We start from the raw sequence: 20962 nt of genomic DNA on the forward strand, positions 1-20962 counted from the left end.
CACGGCCTTGCGCCAGCAGCTCGTCGCCCACGCTGCGGTAGGCGGCCAGTTGCTCGCGCCGCAGCTGGTTGGCGGTGGCGGTCGCCCGTTGCGCATCGTCGCGGCGGCCCAATTCGCGCAGCACGGCGGCACGGCTGGCATGCGCCTCGTGCCATTGCGGTTGCAGCGCGATGGCCTGGTCGTGGCTGCGCAGCGCCTCGGCCGGCTGTCCGGCAGCGGCCAGCAGCAGGCCGAGATGATGATGGGCGTCGGCGTACTCCGGCAACAGCGCCAGGGCCTGCCGCAGGCTGTGCGCGGCCTCGTCCAGCCGGCCCAGCGCATGCAGGAGCGCGCCGCGCTGGTTGTGCGCCTCGATGTTGTTGGGATTGATCGCCAGCGCCTGCTCCGCGCTCTCCAGCGCCAGCGCGTGCTGGCCAAGCTGGCGCAGCACGGCCGCGCGCTGCTGCCATGCCTGGTCATCGGCGTCGTTCAACGTCAGCGCCTGCTCGAAGCTGTGCAGCGCATCCTGCGGCCGCTCCACCGCCGCCAGCACGGCGCCGCGATTGAACCAGGTATCGGCATCGGCCGCGTTGAGCGCCAGAGCGCGCTCGTAGCTGTCGAGCGCCTCGTCCGGCAGTTGCTGCTCCTTGAGCGCGTTCCCGAGATTGCTGTGCGCCGCCGCGTCGTCCGGCGCCAGCGCCAGCACCGAGCGGAAAAAGCCGGCGGCCATCTCGAAATTCCCGGTCTGGAAGCCGATAATGCCGACGTGGTACAGCGCATCGATGTGCTGCGGCGCCAGCTTGAGCACCTGCTCGTAGGTTTGCATGGCCTGCGCCAGCTCGCCCTCGCCGTGGAACCGCAGGCCTTCGGAGAACAACTGGTCGACCTGCTGGGAATGCGATATTGCCATGGGAAGGATGGAGGAGTCTGAGATCCCCATCATGCACCAGTTTTTTGGAAAAATCAAAGCCCGCCGGGGCCGGCCCGGGGTCAGGCGCGCTTCATCACCAGGGTCAGGATGTCGTAGCTGGCCACCAGTTCGTCGCGCTGATTGGTGACCTGCACGTCCCACGCCACCACGCCCTGGCCGACGCCCTTGTCGTCGGTGCGGTTGCGGTCCACCTTGCGCTTGCAGGTCAGGCGCGCGCGGATGGTGTCGCCGATGGCCACCGGCGCGACGAAACGCAGATTATCCAGGCCGTAGTTGGCCAGCACCGGTCCCGGCGCCGGCGACACGAACAGGCCGGCCGCCGCCGACAGCACGAAATAGCCGTGGGCGATGCGCTGGCCAAATTGCGTGTCCTTCGCCGCCACCTCGTCGAAGTGCATATAGAAGTAATCGCCCGAGACGCCGCCGAAGTTGACGATGTCCGCCTCGCTGACGGTGCGGCGGTGCGTCAGCAGCGAGTCGCCGACGGCCAGGTCTTCGAAGTATTTGCGGAACGGGTGCACGTCGTGCTCCTGCACTTTCGCGCCGCGCACGTATTCGCCGGTGACGGCGGCCAGCATGGTCGGCGAACCTTGCACCGCCGCGCGCTGCAGGAAATGACGCACCGCGCGGATGCCGCCCAGTTCCTCGCCGCCGCCGGCGCGGCCAGGGCCGCCGTGCTTCAACTGCGGCAGCGGCGAGCCGTGGCCGGTGGAATCGACCGACGCTTCCTTGTCCAGCACCAGCACGCGGCCATGCGAGGCGGCCGCCATCGGCACGGCGTAGGCGGCGATCGCCGGCTCCTTCGTCACCAGCGTCGACACCAGCGAACCCTTGCCGCGCGCGGCCAGCGCCAGCGCCTCGTCGATGCCGTTGTAGCTGATGATGGTGCTGACCGGGCCGAAGGCCTCGACATCGTGCACGGCGTCGTTGCGCATGCCGTCGCGGCACAGCAGCAGCGTCGGCGCGAAGAAAGCGCCGTCGGCCACGCCGTCGCCCACCGGCTTGAAGCCGTCGCGCGCGCTGAACAGCACCTCGTTGCCGCGCGCGAGCAGCTCGACGCGTTCGGCCACGTCGCGCTGCTGGTCGCGCGAGGCCAGGGCGCCCATGCGCACGCCTTCCACCGACGGATCGCCGACGCTGACTTTCGCCAGCCGCTCGCGCAGGCGCATGCCGACCGCGTCGACCATATTTTCCGGCACGATGATGCGGCGGATGGCGGTGCACTTCTGCCCAGCCTTGCCGGTCATCTCGCGCGCCACTTCCTTGACGAACAGGTCGAACTCGGCGTCGTCCGGCGTCACGTCCGGCGCCAGAATGGCGCAATTCAGCGAGTCCGCTTCGGCGGTAAACGGCACCGAATTGGCGATCAGATTGCGGTTGACGCGCAACTTGGCGGCGGTGTCGGCAGAGCCGGTGAAGGTGACCACGTCGGCGCCGTTCAGCCGGTCCAGCAGGTCGCCAGTGCTGCCGATCACCAGTTGCAGCGCGCCTTCCGGCAGCAGGCCGGATTCGTGCATCATGCGCACCACGGCTTCAGTCAGGTAGCTGGTGGCGGTGGCCGGCTTGCCGATGCACGGCATGGCGGCCAGGAAGCTCGGCGCGAATTTCTCCAGCAGGCCCCAGATCGGGAAGTTGAAGGCGTTGATGTGCACCGCCAGACCGCCGCGCGGCACCAGGATGTGGGTGCCGGCAAAGCCGCCGTTCTTACCGAGCGCGATGGCCGGGCCTTCGTGCAGCACGTTGGACGACGGCAGCTCGCGGCTGCCCATGCTGGCGTAGGCGAACAGCGTGCCGGTGCCGCCCTCGATATCGACCCAGCTGTCGGAGCGCGTGGCGCCGGTCTGGTGCGAAATGGCGTACAGCTCTTCCTTGCGCTCCAGCAGATACAGCGCCAGCGCCTTCAGGCGCGCGGCGCGCTGCTGGAAGTTCAGCTGCATCAGCGCCGGAATGCCAGTCTTGCGGGCGTAGGTGACGGCTTCGTCGAAGTCGATCTTGTCGGCGTGCGTGTGGTAGATGACGGCGCTGGTCAGGGCGCTGTGCAGCGGCGCGGCGGCTTCGCTGCCGATCCAGCGGCCGGCGATCAGGCTTTGCAGGGTTGGTTGTGGCATGGTGCGGTCTCCGTGATGTTCGATTTGTCGGTGAGCGGCGCGGCGGCCGGCAGCCTGCATGGGACACGCGGCCGGGCGCCTTGCGGCTCAGGGTGCGGCGTTCTTGTGCAGGTGCAGCGGCAGCGCGCTGTCCCAGTCGATGCGTTTGCGGTCCGGCTCCGGCGCGGTCAGCGCCTCGGTCTCGCGCATGGTCTGCATGGAGCGCACGGCCAGCTCCTGGTATTGCGCCGTGCCGCCGCTCTTCCACTGGATCTCGTCGTCGCGCAGTTCGCGCGCGACTTTGGCCGGCGATCCCATCGCCAGGCTGCGCGGCGGAATCTCCATGCCGGCGCGGACGAAGCTCATGGCGGCGACGATGCTGTCCGCGCCCACTACGGCGTTGTCCATGATGACGCTGTTCATGCCGACCAGCGCGTTGCGTCCGATGCGGCAGCCGTGCAGCACGGCGCCGTGGCCGATATGGCCATCGCGCTCCACCACCGTGTCGCAGCCGGGGAAGCCGTGCATCACGCAGGTGTCCTGCAGATTGGCGCCTTCCTCCAGAATCAGCCGTCCGAAGTCGCCGCGCAGCGCCGCCAGCGGGCCGATATAGCAGCGCGGGCCGACAATGACGTCGCCGATCAGCACCGCGCTGGGATGCACGTAAGCGGTCGGATCGACCACCGGCGTGACGCCATTGATTTCATAGACCTTGACCATGCTCACACCCGCTCGATGACAACCGCGATGCCCTGCCCGACGCCGATGCACATTGTGCACAGCGCATAACGGCCACCAGTGCGTTCCAGCTGGTGCAGCGCCGCCAGCACCAGCCGCGCGCCGGACGCGCCCAGCGGGTGGCCGATGGCGATGGCGCCGCCGTTCGGATTGACATGCGACGCATCGTCGGCCAGACCGAGATCGCGCGTAACAGCCAGGCCTTGCGCCGCAAACGCCTCGTTCAATTCGATGACATCCATGTCGCCTATGGTCAGTCCCAGCTGCGCCAGCACCTTCTTGGAAGCCGGCGACGGCCCGAAGCCCATGATGCGCGGCGCCAGCCCGGCGGTCGCCATGCCCAGCACGCGCGCACGCTTGCGCAGGCCGTACTGTTCGGCGGCCGTGGCGGAGGCCAGCAGAATCGCGCAGGCGCCGTCATTGACGCCCGACGCGTTGCCGGCAGTGACCGAGCCATCCGGCCGCACCACGCCTTTCAGCTTGGCCAGCATCTCGATGGTGGTGTCGGGGCGCGGATGCTCGTCGGTATCGACGATCTTCGGCTCGCCGCGCTTCTGCGGGAGCGTGACCGGCACGATCTCGTCGCGGAACACGCCGGCCGCGTGGGCGGCGGCCCAGCGCTGCTGGCTGCGCAGCGCGAACGCATCCTGGTCGGCGCGGCTGACGCCGAATTCCTGCGCGACGTTTTCCGCCGTCTCCGGCATCGAGTCGATGCCGTGCGCCGCCTTCATCAGCGGATTGACGAAGCGCCAGCCGATGGTGGTGTCCTCGATTTTTGCCGCGCGCGAGAACGCGCTGTCGGCCTTGCCCATGACGAAGGGCGCGCGTGTCATGCTTTCCACGCCGCCGGCGATCACCAGCTGCGCCTCGCCGGACTTGATGGCGCGCGCGGCCATGCCGACCGCGTCCAGCGACGAGCCGCACAGGCGGTTGATGGTGCTGCCGGGGACATCGACCGGCAGGCCGGCCAGCAGCGCCGCCATGCGCGCGACGTTGCGGTTGTCCTCGCCGGCCTGGTTGGCGCAGCCGTAGTAGACGTCGTCCACGCGCGACCAGTCGACGCCGGGATTGCGCGCGACCAGCGCGGCGATCGGCAGCGCCGCCAGATCGTCGGTGCGCACGCCTGCCAGCGCGCCGCCGTAGCGGCCAAAGGGAGTGCGGATGGCGTCACAGATATAGGCTTCGTTCACGGTGTCTCCTTTAGTTTTTCGGGCGTTGGTCGACCACGCGCCGCGCCTTGCCGGTCAGCGTGCGCTCTATGCCGTTGGCCGGCAGCATTTTCACGCGGGTGCTGACGCCGACGTTGGTCTTGATGCGGTGCTCAAGCTCGCGCGCCAGCGAATCGACTTCGCTGCTTGGCGTGTCGGCACGCAGCTCGGCCAGCACGTCCAGCTTGTCGAGGTGGCCGTCGCGCGTGACCACCAGCTGGTATTGCGGCGACAGCTTGGGCATCTTGCAGATCAGTTCTTCGATCTGGGTCGGGAACACGTTGACACCACGGATGATCAGCATATCGTCCGAGCGGCCGGTGATCTTGCCGATGCGGCGCATGGCGCGCGAGGTGGGCGGCAGCAGGCGCGTGAGGTCGCGCGTGCGGTAGCGGATGATCGGCAGCGCTTCCTTGCTCAGGGAGGTGAATACCAGCTCGCCCTCTTCGCCGTCCGGCAGCACTTCGCCGGTTTCGGGATCGATGATCTCCGGGTAGAAGTGGTCTTCCCAGATCACCGGGCCGTCCTTGCTCTCGATGCATTCGCTGGCGACGCCGGGCCCCATCACTTCCGACAGGCCGTAGATGTCGACCGCGTCGATGCCGGCGCGCTGTTCGATCTCGGCGCGCATGGCGTCGGTCCACGGTTCGGCGCCGAAGATGCCGACCTTGAGCGAGCTGGCAGCCGGATCGAGGCCCTGGCGCTGGTACTCTTCGACGATGTTCAGCATGTACGACGGCGTGACCATGATGATCGACGGCTTGAAGTCCTGGATCAGCTGCACCTGCTTTTCGGTCTGGCCGCCGGACATCGGGATCACGGTGCAGCCCAGGCGCTCGGCGCCATAGTGCGCGCCCAGGCCGCCGGTGAACAGGCCGTAGCCGTAGGAGATGTGCACCATGTCGCCGCGTCGGCCTCCGGCGGCGCGGATCGAGCGCGCGACCACGTTGGCCCAGGTGTCGATGTCGTTCTGCGTATAGCCGACCACCGTCGGCTTGCCGGTGGTGCCGCTCGACGCATGCACGCGCACCACGCGGTCCTGCGGCACGGCGAACAGGCCGAATGGATAGTTGTCGCGCAGTTCCTTCTTGGTGGTGAACGGGAATTTGGCCAGGTCGGCCAGGCTGCGCAGGTCGTCCGGGTGGACGCCGGCGGCGTCGAAGGCGGCGCGGTAGTGCGGCACGTTGTCATAGGCGTGCTTGAGCGACCATTGCATGCGCTGGAGCTGAAGCGCTTGCAGTTCGTCGCGGCTGGCGCGTTCGATCGGTTCCAGATCGGACGGCGCGGGAGTGCGTTGGACCATCGGTGTCTCCTCTTTATGCTGGTATAACGTCGCCGCCGATGCGGTGCGATTTGCCGCGGAACAGGGCGATCGTGCGGCCGTCCTGATTGACCACCTTGACGTCGTAGATGCCGCTCTTGCCGGCCAGCGTCTGCTCGACGGCGGTGGCGCTCAGGAGGTCGCCTTCGCGGCCGGGCGACAGGTAGTCGATAGTGCAGCCGGCGCCCACGGTGACGTGATTGTGGCTGTTGCAGGCGAAGGCGAACGCGCTGTCGGCCAGCGCGAAGATGAAGCCGCCGTGGCAGGTCTGGTGGCCGTTCAGCATATCGCCACGCACCGGCATCGACATGCGCGCGTAGCCTGGCGCGATGGCCTCGATGGTCATGCCAAGCGACTGCGAAGCGGTATCGCGCGCATACATCGCGGCGGCGACGGCCTCCGCCAGCGCCTGCGCCTCGGCGCGCTCTTCGGCGTTGTCGCCGACCTGCGCCGCCCGGCCGCCATGCGCGGCGGTGGTGGCGGAGGTGGCCGCGTTCGGCGCAGCAGCCGAGGCCACCGCCATGGCGTCGTTCAGCTTATTCATGGAAGCGCCCTCCGGTAGCCTGCTTGCGGCGCAGCAGAGGCGAGACGCGGTAGCGATCCTCGCCATAGCCGCCGGCCAGATTGGCCAGCACGCGCACGATATGTTCGATGCCGACAGCGTCCGCCCACGCCAGCGGTCCGCGCGGATAGTTGACGCCCTTCTGCATCGCGATGTCGGCAGCGGCGGCGCTGCATACGCCCTGGTTGACCGCATCCGCCGCCTCATTGGCCAGCATCGCGACCGTGCGCATCACAGCCAGTCCGGCCACGTCGTCCAGCCGCGTGACGACGAATCCGGCAGCCTGCAACAGCCCGACCACCGCATTGAAAGCAGCATCCGAACACTGGTCCGCACGGGCGATGGCGATGCGCTTGGCGCTGCCATAGTCCAGCGCCAGGTCGAACAGCACCGTATCCGCATGATGGTTGTCGCGCGCACGCTGGGTGGCGCTGCGGCCGTCAGTCAGATAGATGGCGGCGCCGTTGCAATGGAAAGCCGGCGCATCGTCATGCGCGCCGACGGGACGGATCGTCTCTGGCGTCTTGCGGTGCGTGATCTCGATGCCGGCAGCGCGTAAACGGGCCGCCAGCGCATCGACCACCACGCCGCCCACGGCATGCGACGCTGCTCCCTGCTCAATGGTGTAGCTGACATATTCCGGCTTCGGCTGCGGTGCCTCGGCCTGCGCCTGCGGCGCCGCAGCGCCGTCGCCATAGCGATAAAAGCCTTGCCCCGCTTTGCGGCCAAGGAAGCCGGCATTCACCATCTCCTGCTGCAGCACCGAAGGCGTAAAGCGCGGGTCCTGGAAATACGCATTGAAGACCGACTGCGTGACGGAGAAATTGACGTCATGCCCGATCAAATCCATCAACTCGAATGGCCCCATGCGGAAGCCGCCCGCCTCGCGCATCACCGCATCAATCGTGGCGGCATCGGCGGCCTGCTCGTTCAGCAGGCGCCAGCCCTCGGCGTAGAACGGCCGCGCCACACGGTTGACGATGAAGCCCGGCGTCGACTTGGCATGCACCGGATTTTTTCCCCACGCAGCAGCGGTGTCGAATACGGTCTGCGCGGCGCCGGCCTCGGTGGCCAGTCCGCTGACCACTTCGCACAACGCCATCAGCGGCACCGGATTAAAGAAGTGCATGCCCGCCACGCGGCCCGGCAGGCGCAGGCCCGCCGCAATCGCGGTAACGGAAATCGAAGACGTATTGGTCGCCAAAATGCAGTCATCGCCAACCATGCCCTCCAGCTGCGCGAACAGGGCGCGCTTGGCGCCGAGGTTCTCTACGATGGCCTCCACCACCAGACCGGCATCGGCCACCTCCGGCAGCGTGACGGCGGCGTGCAGGCGCGCGATGGCGGCGGCGCAGTCGATGGCGCTCATGCGCTCCTTGACGACCAGCTTGTTCAGCGCGGCGGCAATATCGGAGATAGCCTTGGCCACCGCCTCGGGACGCGTGTCGTACAAGCGCACCGTGTAGCCGGCCACCGCCGCCACCTGCGCGATGCCCGCGCCCATGGCGCCGCTGCCGATGACGGCGACCGCGCGTTCAATGTTCAGGGCTGTCATCTCAACGCCCCTTGAATTCTGGCGCGCGCTTTTCCATGAAGGCGGCCACGCCCTCGCGGTAGTCGTCGCTGCGACCCAGCTCACTCATCATGCCGCATTCCAGCGCCAGCTGCTGTTGCAGGCTGTTGTGGGCGCTGGCGTGCAAGGCTTTCTTGGTGAAGGCCAGCCCCTTGGTCGGCGCGCTGGCGAAGTGGCGCGCCATGGCCTGCACTTCGGCGGCGAAGTCCTCGTCGGGAATCGCCTTCCAGATCAGGCCCCAGGCTTCGGCCTTCTCGGCGCTCAGTTTTTCGCCCAGCATGGCCATGCCCATGGCGCGCGCGCTGCCGACCAGGCGCGGCAGGAAGTAGGTGCCGCCGGTGTCGGGAATCAGGCCCAGTTTGCAGAACACTTCGACGAACGACGCGGACTTCGTGGCCAGCACGATGTCGCAGGCCAGCGCGATGTTGGCGCCGGCGCCGGCCGCCACGCCATTGATGGCGCCGATCACCGGCAGCGGCAGCGCGCGCAGCGACTGCACCAGCGGCGCGTAGTTCTTTTCCACCGAGTCGCCCAGGTCAACGGCCCGCGCGCCCGGCTCCACCGAACGGTCGGACAAATCCTGGCCGGCGCAGAAGCCGCGCCCGGCGCCGGTCAGCACCAGCACGCGCGCGGCGCCGCTGGCCGCTTCGGTGGCGAGGCGTTTCAGCGCGTGGCGCAGTTCGTCGTGCATGGCCTGGGTGAAGCTGTTGAGCTTATCCGGGCGGTTGAGCGTCAGCGTGGCGACGCCGTCGCTGATCTCGAACAGGATGTTCTGGTAGTCCATGGTGTCTCCGTATTGTTATTCGGCCTGGTCGAAGTCGATGACGACGCGGGCGGTGGTGGGGAAGCTCTGGCAGCTCAGGACATAGCCGCGCGCGATTTCGTAGTCTTCCAGCGCGTAGTTGACGTCCATGTCGACCTTGCCCTCGATGACCTTGCAGCGGCAGGTCGAGCACACGCCGCCCTTGCACGAGTAGCGCATGTCGAGGCCCGCGCGCAGGCCGGCGTCGAGCAGCGATTCCTTGTCCTGCTCCATGGTGAAGATGGCGGCGTTGCCGTCCATGATGACGGTGACTTCGGTCTGCTGGTGCGTGGCGGCGGCGGCCGACGCGGCGCGCGGCTGATGCGCGTGTTTCGGGATGCTGGCGGCGAACAGCTCGACCTTGATCTGCGACTTGGCCAGGCCGGCTTCCTGCAGCGCTTCGGAGACGCCGTGCATCATGTCTTCCGGGCCGCAGATGAAGGCGACGTCGATGTCGTCGGCGCGCACCCAGTATTGGAGGAACTGCGCGGCCTTGTCCTTGGTGATGCGGCCGTTGAACAGTTCGATGTCCTGCTGCTCGCGGCTCATCACGTAGGCCAGCTTGAGGCGTCCCATGTAGGTGTCCTTCAGGTCCGACAGTTCGTCGCGGAAGATCACCGACGACGAGGCGCGGTTGCCGTAGAAGAGCGTGAACTGGCTTTCCGGCTCGGTGGCCAGCGTGGTCTTGATGATCGACAGGATCGGCGTGATGCCGCTGCCGGCGGCGAAGGCCAGGTAGTGTTTTTTGTTGGCGGCGTCCAGCGGCACGTTGAAGTGGCCCATCGGCGGCATCACGTCGATGGTGTGGCCGGCTTGCAGGTTGTCGTTGGCCCAGCTGGAGAACAGGCCGCCCTGCGTGCGCTTGATGGCCACGCGCAGCGCGCCGTCCTGCACGGCGGAGCAGATCGAGTAGGAGCGGCGCACGTCTTCGTCGCCGATCTGCGCGCGCAGCGTCAGGTGCTGGCCTTGCTGAAAGGCGAAGCTGTCGCGCAGCGCATCCGGCACGGCGAAGGTGACGGCGATGGTGTCGCGCGTTTCGTTGCGCACGTTGGCGATGGTCAGCGGATGGAATTTGCTCATGATCTTCTCTAGTGACACTTGAAGTAGTCGAACGGTTCGCGGCAGTCCAGGCATTTGTACAGCGCCTTGCAGGGCGTGGAGCCGAACTGGCTGGTGATTTCCGTATGCAGCGAGCCGCAGTGCGGGCAGGCCACCATCGGCGCGGGCGCGGCGCGGCGCGAGACGGCGGCAGCGGCGGCGCTCCGGGCAGCACTGGCGCCTTGGGCGGCGCTGGCTGCAGCGGCGGCCCGGCCGCCGGCGCGCAAGCCGCTGATATCGATCACCTGCTGCGCCGGTGGCGCGATACCGTAGGCTTTTAGCGCGGCCTTGCCGGACTCGCTCATCCAGTCGGTGGTCCAGGCGGGCGAGATCTGGTTGTGCAGCCGGACCTGCGCCACGCCGTGCGCGTGCAGCGCGTCGGTGATGGCGTCGGCGATGACTTGCATGGCCGGACAGCCGGAGTACGTCGGCGTGATGGTGACGTCGCAGGCGCCGTCGTCGGCCACGCGCACGTCGCGCACGATGCCCAGGTCGACGATGCTGATGACCGGAATCTCCGGGTCGGGCACGGCGCCGAGCCAGGCCCAGATTTGCGCGACGGCCGACGACAGGGCGGCGGCGCTGCGGGCGGCCGGTGCGGCGGCGGCGATCATGGTGGCGGCGGCTTTCATGGCGGCCCCGCTGCTACCACTCGGCGCCGGGATAGGCGCGCTGCAGGAACTGCATCTCGGCCAGGATATAGCCCAGGTGCTCGCTGTGGCGGCCTTGCTTGCCGCCCTTCTGCATCCAGGCGTCGGCCGGCGGCATGGTCAGCGTGGCTTCGGCGAAGATCTCGGCCACGTGCGCCAGCCATTGCGCGCGCAGTTCGCCGGCCTCCGGCGCGATGCCGGCGGCGACCATCGCCTCATCGACCGCGTCGTAGGCGAACACTTCGCCGCTGTACATCCACAGCGCATCGGCCGCGGCTTGCGTCTTGGCGTGGCTGATGGCGGTGCCGTCGCCCATGCGCACGATCAGGTCGCCGCTGCGGCGCAGGTGATAGGTCACTTCCTTCAGCGACTTCTCGGCGATGGCGGCGATGCGCGCGTCGCTGCTGCGCGTCAGGCCTTCGATCAGGAAGTAATGCCAGGTGTCGAAATAGAACTGGCGCACCATGGTGTCGGCGTAATTGCCGTTCGGCTGCTCCAGCAGCAGGCAGTTCTTGAAGTCGTGGGCGTCGCGCAGGTAGGCCAGCTGGTCCTCGCTGCGGCCCGCGCCTTCCAGTTCGGCCGCGTATTCGTACCACAATCGCGTCTGCCCCAGCAGGTCCAGCGCGACGTTGGTCAGCGCCATGTCCTCCTCCAGCGCCGGGCCTTTGCCGCACCACTGCGACAGTTGCTGGCTGAGGATCAGGGCGTTGTCGCCGAGCCGCAGCAGGTAGTTGACCTTGTTGTCCATCGCCGGCCTCACAGGTTCTTCACTTCTTCCGGCATCGGGAAGAAGGTCGGATGACGATACACCTTGCTGTTGGACGGCTCGAACAGCGCGCCCTTGTCGGCCGGGCTGCTGGCGACGATGTCGGCGGCGCGCACCACCCAGATGCTGACACCTTCATTGCGCCGCGTGTAGACGTCGCGCGCGTTGTTGACCGCCATCTCGGCGTCCGGCGCGTGCAGGCTGCCGACGTGCTTGTGCGCCAGCCCGTGCTGGCTGCGGATGAATACTTCCCACAGTGGCCATTCTTTGCTCATATTGTCTCCTCTATGCCGCGCTGCGGGCGGCGTGTTTGTCGGCGTGGGCGACCAACGCGTCGCGGAACCATTCGCCGTCGTCCCAGGCCTTGACGCGCGTCTGCAGGCGCTCGCGGTTGCACGGGCCGTTGCCCTTGAGGACGTTGTGGAACTCGCTCCAGTCGATGGCGCCGAATTCGTAATGGCCGCTGTCGGCGTTGAATTTCAGATCCGGATCGGGCACCGTCAGGCCTAAAAATTCCGCCTGCGGCACGGTCTGGTCGACCATGCGCTGGCGCAGCTCGTCGTTGGAAAACAGCTTGATGCGCCACTGCGCCGACTGCGCGCTGTTGACCGACTCGGCGTCCGACGGCCCGAACATCATCAGCGACGGCCACCACCAGCGGTTCAGCGCATCCTGCGCCATGGCCTTCTGCTCCGGCGTGCCGCGCGCCAGCGACAGCATGATGTCGTAGCCCTGGCGCGCATGGAACGACTCTTCCTTGCACACGCGGATCATGGCGCGCGCATACGGACCGTAGGAGCAGCGGCACAGCGGAATCTGGTTGATGATGGCCGAGCCGTCGACCAGCCAGCCGATCGCGCCCATGTCGGCCCAGCTCAGGGTCGGGTAGTTGAAGATGCTTGAATACTTGGCCTTGCCGCTGTGCAGGGCAGCGAGCAGCTCGTCGCGCGATACGCCCAGCGTTTCGGCGGCGCTGTACAGGTACAGGCCGTGGCCGGCCTCGTCCTGGATCTTGGCCAGCAGGATGGATTTGCGCTTCAGGGTCGGCGCCCGCGTCACCCAGTTGCCCTCGGGCAGCTGGCCGACGATTTCCGAGTGCGCGTGCTGCGAAATCTGCCGGATCAGCGTCTTGCGGTAGGCCTCCGGCATCCAGTCCTTGGCCTCGATCTTGACGCCGTCGTCGATGCGGGCCTGAAAGGCCTGCTCGTCGGCGCTCATGTCCTCGGCCGTGCGGACTTGCTTGAGGCCGGTTTCCACCAGTTGTGCGTACATGGCTGTCTCCTGTTTCATCACATAATACGATACGTATTTTTATTTGGCTACAGTTTTTTTGTGTCATATTATTTTCATGCGTCGTGTTAATTTTTGGCGCGCGGCCAAGTAAACTATTGTTTCCCTGTTCAGATTAGTAAGCCGCTTATGAATTGCAACGACTGGATCGCCAACTTCCTGGCCACCGACCCGCCGCGCTCGAAGTCGCTGGTGGTGACCATTTTTGGCGACGCCATCGTGCCGCACGGCGGCATGGTGTGGCTGGGCAGCCTGATCGAGCTGTTGGCGCCGTTCGGCGTCAACGACCGCCTGCTGCGCACCGCCGTCTTCCGGCTGGCGCAGGAAGGCTGGCTCGGCGCCCAACGCGACGGCCGCCGCAGCTCCTACGCCATCACGCCCGACGCCATGGCGCGCTTCGTCCACGCCTACCGCCGCATCTACGCCTCGCCGCACGTGCACTGGGACGGCAGCTGGACGCTGGTGCTGAACGGCGACGGCGCCCTCAACGCGGCCGAGCGCGCGGCCGTGCGCAAGGAGCTGCTGTGGGAAGGCTATAGAGTGATCGCGCCCGGCATCATGGGCCATCCGGCCGCCGACGGCGCCGCGCTCGACGAGCTGCTGACCCGCCTTGGCGTGGCCGGCAAGCTGTTCGTGGTGCAGGCCAAGACGCTGCCGCAGGTCGGCGCCCGCCCGCTCAGCGACCTGGTGGCCAGCGGCTGGGACGTGGCGGCCGTGGCGGCCGGCTACAACAAGTTCATCGCCCAGTTCGAGCCGCTGCTGGCGGCGCTGCGCGCCACGGGCGCCGACGGCGGCGACGCGCCGTTGTCGCCGGCATCGGCCTTCGTGGTCCGCACCTTGCTGATCCACGCCTACCGCCGCGTCCAGCTGCACGATCCGCAGCTGCCGGTCGAGCTGCTGCCGACGCCATGGCCGGGCGCGCTGGCCTACGAGCTGGCGCGCCAGATCTACCTGCTGGTGCACGCCGCCGCCGAGCAGCACATCGACGCCGCCCTGCGCCGCGAAGACGCCGCCACCGCGCCGCTCGAAGCGGCCTTCTTCGACCGCTTCGGCGGTCTGGCCTGACGCGCCGGCTCGGCGCGCCCCTGCGGAAATCCGGGCGGGCCGGCGGCCAAGCCTGTATCATGTCGGCTCTGCGCCACAAGCGCGATCTACTATCCACATAGAATTCACCAGGATTCCTGCCATGCCTATCAAAATCAGCCAGCAGTTCGACGCTGGCGCCATCGAAGTGGTCCGCGCCGACGATCCGGCCGCCATCGATCTGAACATCCGTAAAGATTCCCACGCCGACATCGTGCAGTGGTTTTACTACCGCGTGCAGGGCGCGCAGGGCACGCCGCTGGCGATGAACTTCCTGAACGCCGGCAGCGCCGCCTACCCGGACGGCTGGAAGGACTATCAGGCCGTCGCCAGCTACGACCGCGACTCCTGGTTCCGCGTGCCGACCACCTATGACGGCAAGGTCATGACCATCAACCACACGCCGGAATACGACAGCGTCTACTACGCCTATTTCGAGCCGTATTCGTGGGAACGCCACCTGTCGCTGCTGGATAACGCCCAATTGTCGCCGCTGGTCAAGCTGGTCGACCTGGGCAGCACCATCGACGGCCGCGATCTGAACATGCTGGTCATCGGCGATCCGGAAGCGGAGCAAAAGGTGTGGGTCATCGCCCGCCAGCACCCGGGCGAAACCATGGCCGAGTGGTTTGTCGAAGGCTTTGTCGAAGCGCTGCTGGATCCGGCCAATCCGTTTGGCCGCCAGTGCCTGAAGGAAGCCGTGTTCTACGTGGTGCCGAACATGAATCCGGACGGCTCGGTGCGCGGCAACCTGCGCACCAACGCGGCCGGCGCCAACCTGAACCGCGAATGGCTGAATCCGACCATGGAGCGCAGCCCGGAAGTATTCCTGGTCAAACAGAAGATGCACGAAACCGGCGTCGACCTGTGCCTGGACATCCACGGCGACGAAGGCCTGCCTTACGTGTTCGTGGCCGGCAGCGAGTCGCTGCCAAACTTCACCGACGATCAGGCCGAAGCGCAGCAATACTTCATCGACAATTTCCTGATCGCCAGCCCGGACTTCCAGGACGAATTCGGCTACGGCGAAACGCCGTACACGCCGGAAACGCTGACCATGGGTTCGCCGCACATCACCCACGCCTTCGGCTGCCTGTCGCTGACCCTGGAGATGCCGTTCAAGGACAACGCCAACGATCCGGACACCGACACCGGCTGGAACGGCGCCCGTAGCGCCGAGCTGGGCAAGTCGATTCTGCAGCCGGTGCTGCAATCGCTACTGGCCCAACAGCAGTAAGCGGACTCCCTGCGGCGCCACAAAGCCGGCGCCGCAGGGAAAAATACACTGGACCTCAGGCGGCGCATCCACGCGCCGCATCCGGAGGTCCATCATGAAATTCTTGCCGTATGCCGTGCTGGTGCTGCTCACCGCCTGCACCACGCCCTACCGCCCGCCGCAACTGACGGACGCCAACACCACTTTCCCCGGTTTGATCGCTCTGGCCGCCCAGGCCGACGGCAACGCAGCCGATGTGCTGCTGGTGCACGGCATCTGCACGCACGACGCCAGCTGGGTCGATGAAGTCGTCCCGCAACTGACCGGCGCCCTGCGCGACGCCACCACGCAATCCTCGCGTGCTGCCAGCAGCGCGGCGGTGCAGATCGTGCCATCCACGGTGAACACGCCCGCCGGCCAGCTCCGCTTCGACGCCCTGATCTGGTCGCCCCTGACCAACGACCTGAAACGCCAGCTCTGCTACGACCAGAGCGGCAAGTCATCGCTATGCACCGGCGCACCGCCCTATCCCTACACGCGCGCACGCCTCAACGCCCGCTTCAAGGACGGTCTGATCGACGATTGCCTGCCCGATGCCCTGATCTACCAGGGCGTGGCGCGCGACACCATCCAGCGCCGCATGCGCGAAGCCGTGCTGCAGGTAATGTCGGGCGCGCAGGCGCAAACGCCGCTGGTGGTAATTGCCCACAGCATGGGCAGCAAAATTTTGTTCGACACGCTGTTGCGCATGACGGAAGAACCGGCCGGCTCGCAGGCAGCCGTGATGGCGCAACAGGCCGTGGACCGCATGCGCTTTCTGGTGATGGCCGCCAATCAGATCCCGCTGCTGTCGCTGGCGGATCAGCCGCTGCCCGCCACCATGGCGGTATCGCCACCCGACAGCCTGCAATTACTGCTACGCAAGCGCCCCGCGCTGGCAGCCGACCGCCACCTGACCCTGGTAGCCTTCACCGATCCGAATGACCTGCTGTCCTACACGCTGCCGCCGGAAAAATATGCGCAGGACGGCGTCACCGTCTACAACATCCTGGTCTCCAACGCGCCGACCTACCTGGGCCTGCTGGAACGCCCCGACACCGCCCACCTGGAATACCTGGGCAATCCCGACGTCGGCCGCCTGATCGCCTGCGGCCTTCCCGGCAGCAAGCTATGCAAGTGAGTATATACATAGGCTTTGCCTTCCACAGTCCTCGCCTATTTTTGCCTATTTTCGCCTGACGAATGCCTATTTTTCTTAACCGATTTTGCGGAACTTCCCTCTGTGAGCACCAGTCTGACTGTTACAAATGCAGGCATTTCATAGGCAGGAATAGGCGAAAATAGGCAACCACCATGGACATGACACACCACGTATATACCGAGCTGTATTACCAGATGCGCAAGCGCGAAGACCATCGCACGCGGGAGGAAGTTGTGCTGATCGCACTGAAGGAATGGATGGCGCGCCAATACGGCCAGCCGACGGACCGCGGCTATCAATGGAAGGAACTGTTCCTCCCGCACGGCACGCGGTTGCGCATCAGCCACCGTGGCCTATGCTACTTCGCCCAGGTGGAAGGCGACCTGTTGATGGCCGAAGGAAAAATCGTCACGCCCAGTTCGTGGGCAATGGAAGTTTGCGGCAGCGTCCGCAACGCCTGGCGCGACATCTGCCTGCGCCGCAACCACCTGGAGCCATGGACCAAAGCCAGCGACTGGCGCGCAGCCGCCGGCGACCAGCCGCGCCAGCCCGGCGTCAACCGCCGGCGCCGCGCCCGCCGCAGTACCGACTAGCCTCAGCCGCCGGCCACCACCATATTCTCGATCAGAATCGAGCCGGTCTGCTTGGTGCCGCGCACCAGCACATCGCTGCCGATGGCGACGATCTGCGCCAGCATATCCTTCATATTGCCGGCGATGGTGATCTCCTCCACCGGATACTGGATCACGCCATTCTCGACCCAGTAACCAGCCGCGCCGCGCGAATAATCGCCCGTCACATAATTGGTGCCCTGGCCCATCAGCTCAGTTACCAGCAGACCGGTGCCCATCTTGCGCAGCATGCCCGCGAAATCATCCGCCGGCTTGGTCAGCGACGACGTCATCGCCAGGTTATGCGAACCGCCCGCATTGCCGGTGGTTTTCATGCCCAGCTTGCGCGCCGAATACGTCGACAGGAAATAGCCCTGCACCACGCCATCCTTGACCACATCGCGCTTGACGGTGCGCACGCCCTCCTCGTCGAACGGCGCCGAACCGACACCGCCCACCACGTGCGGATCTTCATGAATCTGCACGTGCTTCGGCAACACCTGCTTGCCCAACGAATCGAGCAGGAAGGTCGACTTGCGATACAGCGCGCCGCCCGACGTCGCTTGCACGAACGCGCCCAGCAGACCAGCCGCCAGCGGCGCCTCGAACAGCACCGGGCAGGTGCGCGTATCGATGGTGCGCGCATTCAGGCGCGCCAGCGCGCGCTCCGCCGCGTAACGGCCGATCGCCTCCGGCGACGACATCTTCGACGCATCGCGCACCGACGAATACCAGTCGTCGCGCTGCATGTTCTTGCCCTTGCCGGCGATCGGCGCCACCGACAGCGTATGGCGCGAATACGGATAGCCGCCGATGAAGCCGCGCGAGTTGGCGGCGACAAAATGCGACTGCTGCACGTGCACGCCGGCGCCTTCCGAATTGGTCACGCGCGCGTCGACGGCAAACGCCGCCGCCTCGGCGCGCTGCGCCAGCGACACGGCTTCCGCGGTCGAGATATCCCATGGATAAAACAGCTTCAGGTCGCGCGGTTTCATCTCCAGCTGATCTTCGTCGGCCAGGCCGGCGCAGTCGTCATCCGACGTGAAGCGCGCGATGTTGTACGCCGCCTCCACGGTGGCCTTCAGCGCCGCCGGCGAAAAATCGGAGGTCGAGGCGTTGCCGCGGCGCTGGCCGATGAACACCGTCACCCCCATGCCCTTGTCTTTATTCTGCTCGATGGTCTCGATCTGGCTCTTGCGCACCGACACCGACAGGCCGCTGCCCTCGCTGATTTCGACGGCGCAATCGGTGCCGCCCTGGGCTTTGGCGTAGCCCAGCACATCGCGTGCGAGCTGCTTCAACTGGTCCTGGGTGTGGGTAAAATGGGTATCGCTCATGGGCTGTTTTCTTCGGGTGGCCGCTAAAACAGTTATCATAGCAGTCGTTTACAGTTTACAGGGCGCGGCCATGCGCCCTACCGAAAGTTGATAATATGGTAAATCCTAACCGCGGCGCCGTCGGCTTCAGCTCCACCGAATTCGAAGAAGAGTACGAACGCCCCTCCAAATCCGAGGCCAAGCGCCAGTCCAACGCCCTGCAAAAGCTCGGCGAAACCCTGGTCGAAGCCCCGCGCGACCGCGTCAAACGCGTGCCGATGCCGGAAGATGTGCTGGAAGCCATCCTGATGTGCCAGACCATCACCAACCACGAAGGCCGCCGCCGCCAGATGCAGTTTGTCGGCAAAAAGATGCGCACCCTGGACGAAGAGGAAGTCGCCGTCATCCAGAAAGCCATCGACAGCTGGAAAGGCGCCTCCAAGTCGGAAACCGCCGCCATGCACGCGCTGGAACGCCGCCGCGAGAAATTGCTGGCCGACGACAACGCCCTGACCACCCTGCTGTCGGAAAATCCGGAACTCGACGTGCAGCACCTGCGCACGCTGATCCGCAACGCCCGCAAGGAACAGGCCGAGAACAAGCCGCCCAAAGCCTACCGTGAAATCTTCCAGATCCTGAAACAGTTGGACGCCGACAAGCGCAAGGCCGCCGGCATGGATGAGGAAGAAACCGGCGACGAAGCCGATGACGAGTAATACCGCCGCAACCGAACTGGTGATCGGCCTGGTGTCGATCTCCGACCGCGCCAGCGGCGGCGTCTACCAGGACCAGGGCCTCCCCGCGCTGCAAGCCTGGCTGGCCAGCGCGCTGACCACGCCCTATCGCATCGAAACCCGGCTGATCGCCGACGAACGCCCGCAGATCGAGGCCACGCTGACCGAGCTGGCCGACGCCGTCCGCTGCCACCTGGTGCTGACCACCGGCGGCACCGGCCCGTCGCGCCGCGACGTCACGCCGGAAGCGACCAAGGCCGTCGGCACCAAGGAAATGCCCGGCTTCGGCGAGCAGATGCGCCAGATCAGCCTGCACTTCGTGCCGACCGCCATCCTGTCGCGCCAGACCGCCGTGATCCGCGAGAGCGCCGACCACGCCGCGCTGATCCTCAACCTGCCGGGCCAGCCGAAAGCCATCGCCGAAACGCTGGGCGGCCTGAAGGACGCCGACGGCCACACGCTGGTGGGCGGCATCTTCGCCGCCGTGCCCTACTGCGTCGACCTGATCGGCGGCCCCTACATGGAAACCGATCCGGCCGTGTGCAAGGCCTTCCGTCCCAAATCCGCCCTCCGCCCCGCCCAAGGATAAGCATGAGCCAACTGCTGCAAACCATCGAAAAAGAAACCGGCCCGAATCCCACCGTCTCCATCATCTGGATGCACGGTCTGGGCGCCGACGCCAACGACTTCGTGCCCATGCTGCACGAGCTGGACCTGGCCGGCCTGCCGGCCATCCGCTTCATCTTCCCCAACGCCGACACCATGCCGGTGACGGTCAACGGCGGCTACGTGATGCGCGCCTGGTACGACATCATCGCCACCGACCTCGGCCGCCAGGAAGACGAAGCCGGCCTGCGCGCCTCGCAAGTGAAAGTTGAAGCGCTGATGGCGCGCGAAAACGCCCGCGGCATCCCCAACGAGCGCATCATCCTGGCCGGCTTCTCGCAAGGCTGCGCGATGACCTTGCAAACCGGCCTGCGCCAGAAAACCAAACTGGCGGGCATGCTGTGCCTGTCCGGCTACGTGCCGATCGCGCCGAAAGCGGCCGCCGAGCACACGCCGGAAAGCCTGGCCACGCCGATCTTCCTGGTGCACGGCCGCATGGACCCGGTGATCGCCATCGCCCGCGCCACCGCCTCGCGCGACCTGCTGCTCGACTGGGGCTACAACGTCGAGTGGCACGAATACGCCATGCAGCACTCGCTGTGCCAGCAGGAAGTCGACGACATCAGCGCCTGGCTCAAGCGCATCCTCTAGATCAGGTCATCCAGCCGCACCGGCAGCTTGCGCACGCGCCTGCCGGTGGCGTGATACACGGCGTTGGCCAGCGCCGCCGCCACGCCCACGATGCCGATCTCGCCAATGCCGCGCGCGCCCAGCGGATTGAACGCCAGGTCCGGCGCGTCGACCACGCTGACATCGATGTCGCCGATATCCGCATTCACCGGCACGTGATAATCGGCCAGGTTGGCGTTGGCCACCCGCCCGCTCGGCAGGTCCAGCTCCGACGCCTCCATCAGTCCCATGCCCAGTCCCCACACCACGCCGCCCAGCAGCTGGCTGTGGGCGGTCTTCGCGTTCAGCACCCGGCCGACGTGATACGCGCCGACCACGCGCGGCACGCGGATCGCACCCAGCTCCGGGTCCACATGCACCTCGACAAACACCGCGCCGAACGAATGCATCGAATACTGCTTCTTCTCGTCGCCCGGCGCCGACTGGCTGTCGGCCTGCAGCGGCTGGCCGCCGTGGCGCGCGATCACCGCCGCCACCGCGTCGCGCTGGCCGGCGCCAGC

At 66.6% G+C, this 20962-nt stretch carries 22 protein-coding genes; 7 read left to right on the forward strand and 15 right to left on the reverse strand.

Annotation, left to right across the window (positions count from 1 at the left end; translation table 11 throughout):
• From GJ695_RS28090 to paaA, 13 genes are all read right to left on the reverse strand, one after another.
• The coding region (locus GJ695_RS28090; RefSeq protein WP_166455414.1) for a tetratricopeptide repeat protein at positions 1-889 on the reverse strand (889 nt) is incomplete at its 3' end.
• Between the two features lie 80 nt (positions 890-969).
• The gene (gene paaZ / locus GJ695_RS28095) at positions 970-3018 is read right to left on the reverse strand and encodes a phenylacetic acid degradation bifunctional protein PaaZ (RefSeq protein ID WP_154370403.1); all 2049 of its coding nucleotides are present in this window, start codon (positions 3016-3018) and stop codon (positions 970-972) included.
• 87 nt (positions 3019-3105) lie between these two features.
• Positions 3106-3717: a phenylacetic acid degradation protein PaaY gene (locus GJ695_RS28100; RefSeq protein ID WP_154360545.1), complete on the reverse strand. Its 612-nt coding sequence runs from the start codon at positions 3715-3717 to the stop codon at positions 3106-3108.
• A gap of 2 nt (positions 3718-3719) precedes the next feature.
• On the reverse strand, positions 3720-4925 hold the full coding sequence (gene pcaF / locus GJ695_RS28105; RefSeq protein WP_166455357.1) for a 3-oxoadipyl-CoA thiolase: 1206 nt from the start codon (positions 4923-4925) through the stop codon (positions 3720-3722).
• A 10-nt stretch (positions 4926-4935) separates the two neighbouring features.
• Positions 4936-6246, reverse strand: coding sequence for a phenylacetate--CoA ligase PaaK (gene paaK, locus GJ695_RS28110; protein ID WP_154370404.1), 1311 nt, complete (start codon positions 6244-6246; stop codon positions 4936-4938).
• Between the two features lie 13 nt (positions 6247-6259).
• Positions 6260-6646: a hydroxyphenylacetyl-CoA thioesterase PaaI gene (gene paaI / locus GJ695_RS28115; RefSeq protein WP_229260681.1), complete on the reverse strand. Its 387-nt coding sequence runs from the start codon at positions 6644-6646 to the stop codon at positions 6260-6262.
• 154 nt (positions 6647-6800) lie between these two features.
• Positions 6801-8381 (reverse strand): 3-hydroxyacyl-CoA dehydrogenase PaaH, encoded by a 1581-nt coding sequence (gene paaH, locus GJ695_RS28120; RefSeq protein WP_154370405.1) that lies wholly within the window; start codon positions 8379-8381, stop codon positions 6801-6803.
• Position 8382: 1 nt separating this feature from the next.
• Positions 8383-9183, reverse strand: coding sequence for a 2-(1,2-epoxy-1,2-dihydrophenyl)acetyl-CoA isomerase PaaG (gene paaG, locus GJ695_RS28125; RefSeq protein WP_154370406.1), 801 nt, complete (start codon positions 9181-9183; stop codon positions 8383-8385).
• A 15-nt stretch (positions 9184-9198) separates the two neighbouring features.
• Positions 9199-10281, reverse strand: a complete 1083-nt coding sequence (gene paaE, locus GJ695_RS28130) for a 1,2-phenylacetyl-CoA epoxidase subunit PaaE (RefSeq protein ID WP_154370407.1) — start codon at positions 10279-10281, stop codon at positions 9199-9201.
• Positions 10282-10289: 8 nt separating this feature from the next.
• The gene (paaD, locus tag GJ695_RS28135) at positions 10290-10913 is read right to left on the reverse strand and encodes a 1,2-phenylacetyl-CoA epoxidase subunit PaaD (RefSeq protein WP_154370420.1); all 624 of its coding nucleotides are present in this window, start codon (positions 10911-10913) and stop codon (positions 10290-10292) included.
• Between the two features lie 31 nt (positions 10914-10944).
• Positions 10945-11697: a 1,2-phenylacetyl-CoA epoxidase subunit PaaC gene (gene paaC, locus GJ695_RS28140; protein WP_154370408.1), complete on the reverse strand. Its 753-nt coding sequence runs from the start codon at positions 11695-11697 to the stop codon at positions 10945-10947.
• A gap of 8 nt (positions 11698-11705) precedes the next feature.
• A complete protein-coding gene (gene paaB / locus GJ695_RS28145; protein WP_154360552.1) occupies positions 11706-11990 on the reverse strand; it encodes a 1,2-phenylacetyl-CoA epoxidase subunit PaaB in 285 nt (94 codons plus the stop codon).
• Between the two features lie 10 nt (positions 11991-12000).
• A complete protein-coding gene (paaA, locus tag GJ695_RS28150; protein WP_154370409.1) occupies positions 12001-12987 on the reverse strand; it encodes a 1,2-phenylacetyl-CoA epoxidase subunit PaaA in 987 nt (328 codons plus the stop codon).
• Between the two features lie 147 nt (positions 12988-13134).
• Between paaA and paaX the strand changes: the two genes are divergently transcribed.
• From paaX to GJ695_RS28170, 4 genes are all read left to right on the forward strand, one after another.
• Positions 13135-14070: a phenylacetic acid degradation operon negative regulatory protein PaaX gene (gene paaX / locus GJ695_RS28155; protein ID WP_154370410.1), complete on the forward strand. Its 936-nt coding sequence runs from the start codon at positions 13135-13137 to the stop codon at positions 14068-14070.
• Between the two features lie 121 nt (positions 14071-14191).
• On the forward strand, positions 14192-15325 hold the full coding sequence (locus GJ695_RS28160; RefSeq protein WP_154370411.1) for a M14 family metallopeptidase: 1134 nt from the start codon (positions 14192-14194) through the stop codon (positions 15323-15325).
• A gap of 94 nt (positions 15326-15419) precedes the next feature.
• Positions 15420-16484: a hypothetical protein gene (locus GJ695_RS28165; protein ID WP_154370412.1), complete on the forward strand. Its 1065-nt coding sequence runs from the start codon at positions 15420-15422 to the stop codon at positions 16482-16484.
• Between the two features lie 173 nt (positions 16485-16657).
• A complete protein-coding gene (locus GJ695_RS28170) occupies positions 16658-17098 on the forward strand; it encodes a hypothetical protein (RefSeq protein WP_154370413.1) in 441 nt (146 codons plus the stop codon).
• Positions 17099-17100: 2 nt separating this feature from the next.
• On the opposite strand, the gene pmbA is transcribed toward GJ695_RS28170, so the two are convergent.
• Positions 17101-18453: a metalloprotease PmbA gene (gene pmbA, locus GJ695_RS28175; RefSeq protein WP_154370414.1), complete on the reverse strand. Its 1353-nt coding sequence runs from the start codon at positions 18451-18453 to the stop codon at positions 17101-17103.
• A gap of 95 nt (positions 18454-18548) precedes the next feature.
• On the opposite strand from pmbA, the gene yjgA reads away from it, so the two are divergent.
• Genes yjgA through GJ695_RS28190 form a run of 3 tightly spaced genes read left to right on the forward strand, consistent with a single transcriptional unit; the run spans position 18549 to position 20423 of the window.
• Positions 18549-19148, forward strand: coding sequence for a ribosome biogenesis factor YjgA (gene yjgA, locus GJ695_RS28180; protein WP_154370415.1), 600 nt, complete (start codon positions 18549-18551; stop codon positions 19146-19148).
• Positions 19138-19755 (forward strand): molybdopterin adenylyltransferase, encoded by a 618-nt coding sequence (gene mog, locus GJ695_RS28185; RefSeq protein ID WP_154370416.1) that lies wholly within the window; start codon positions 19138-19140, stop codon positions 19753-19755. The genes yjgA and mog overlap by 11 nt, the downstream gene beginning before the upstream one ends.
• A gap of 2 nt (positions 19756-19757) precedes the next feature.
• Positions 19758-20423 (forward strand): alpha/beta hydrolase, encoded by a 666-nt coding sequence (locus tag GJ695_RS28190; protein ID WP_154370417.1) that lies wholly within the window; start codon positions 19758-19760, stop codon positions 20421-20423.
• On the opposite strand, the gene GJ695_RS28195 is transcribed toward GJ695_RS28190, so the two are convergent.
• On the reverse strand, positions 20420-20962 hold a 543-nt coding region (locus GJ695_RS28195), incomplete at its 5' end, for a xanthine dehydrogenase family protein molybdopterin-binding subunit (RefSeq protein WP_154370418.1). The two genes, GJ695_RS28190 and GJ695_RS28195, sit on opposite strands and share 4 nt — an antisense overlap.

Source organism: Duganella alba, from assembly GCF_009674495.1.
Lineage (GTDB): Bacteria > Pseudomonadota > Gammaproteobacteria > Burkholderiales > Burkholderiaceae_D > Rugamonas > Rugamonas alba.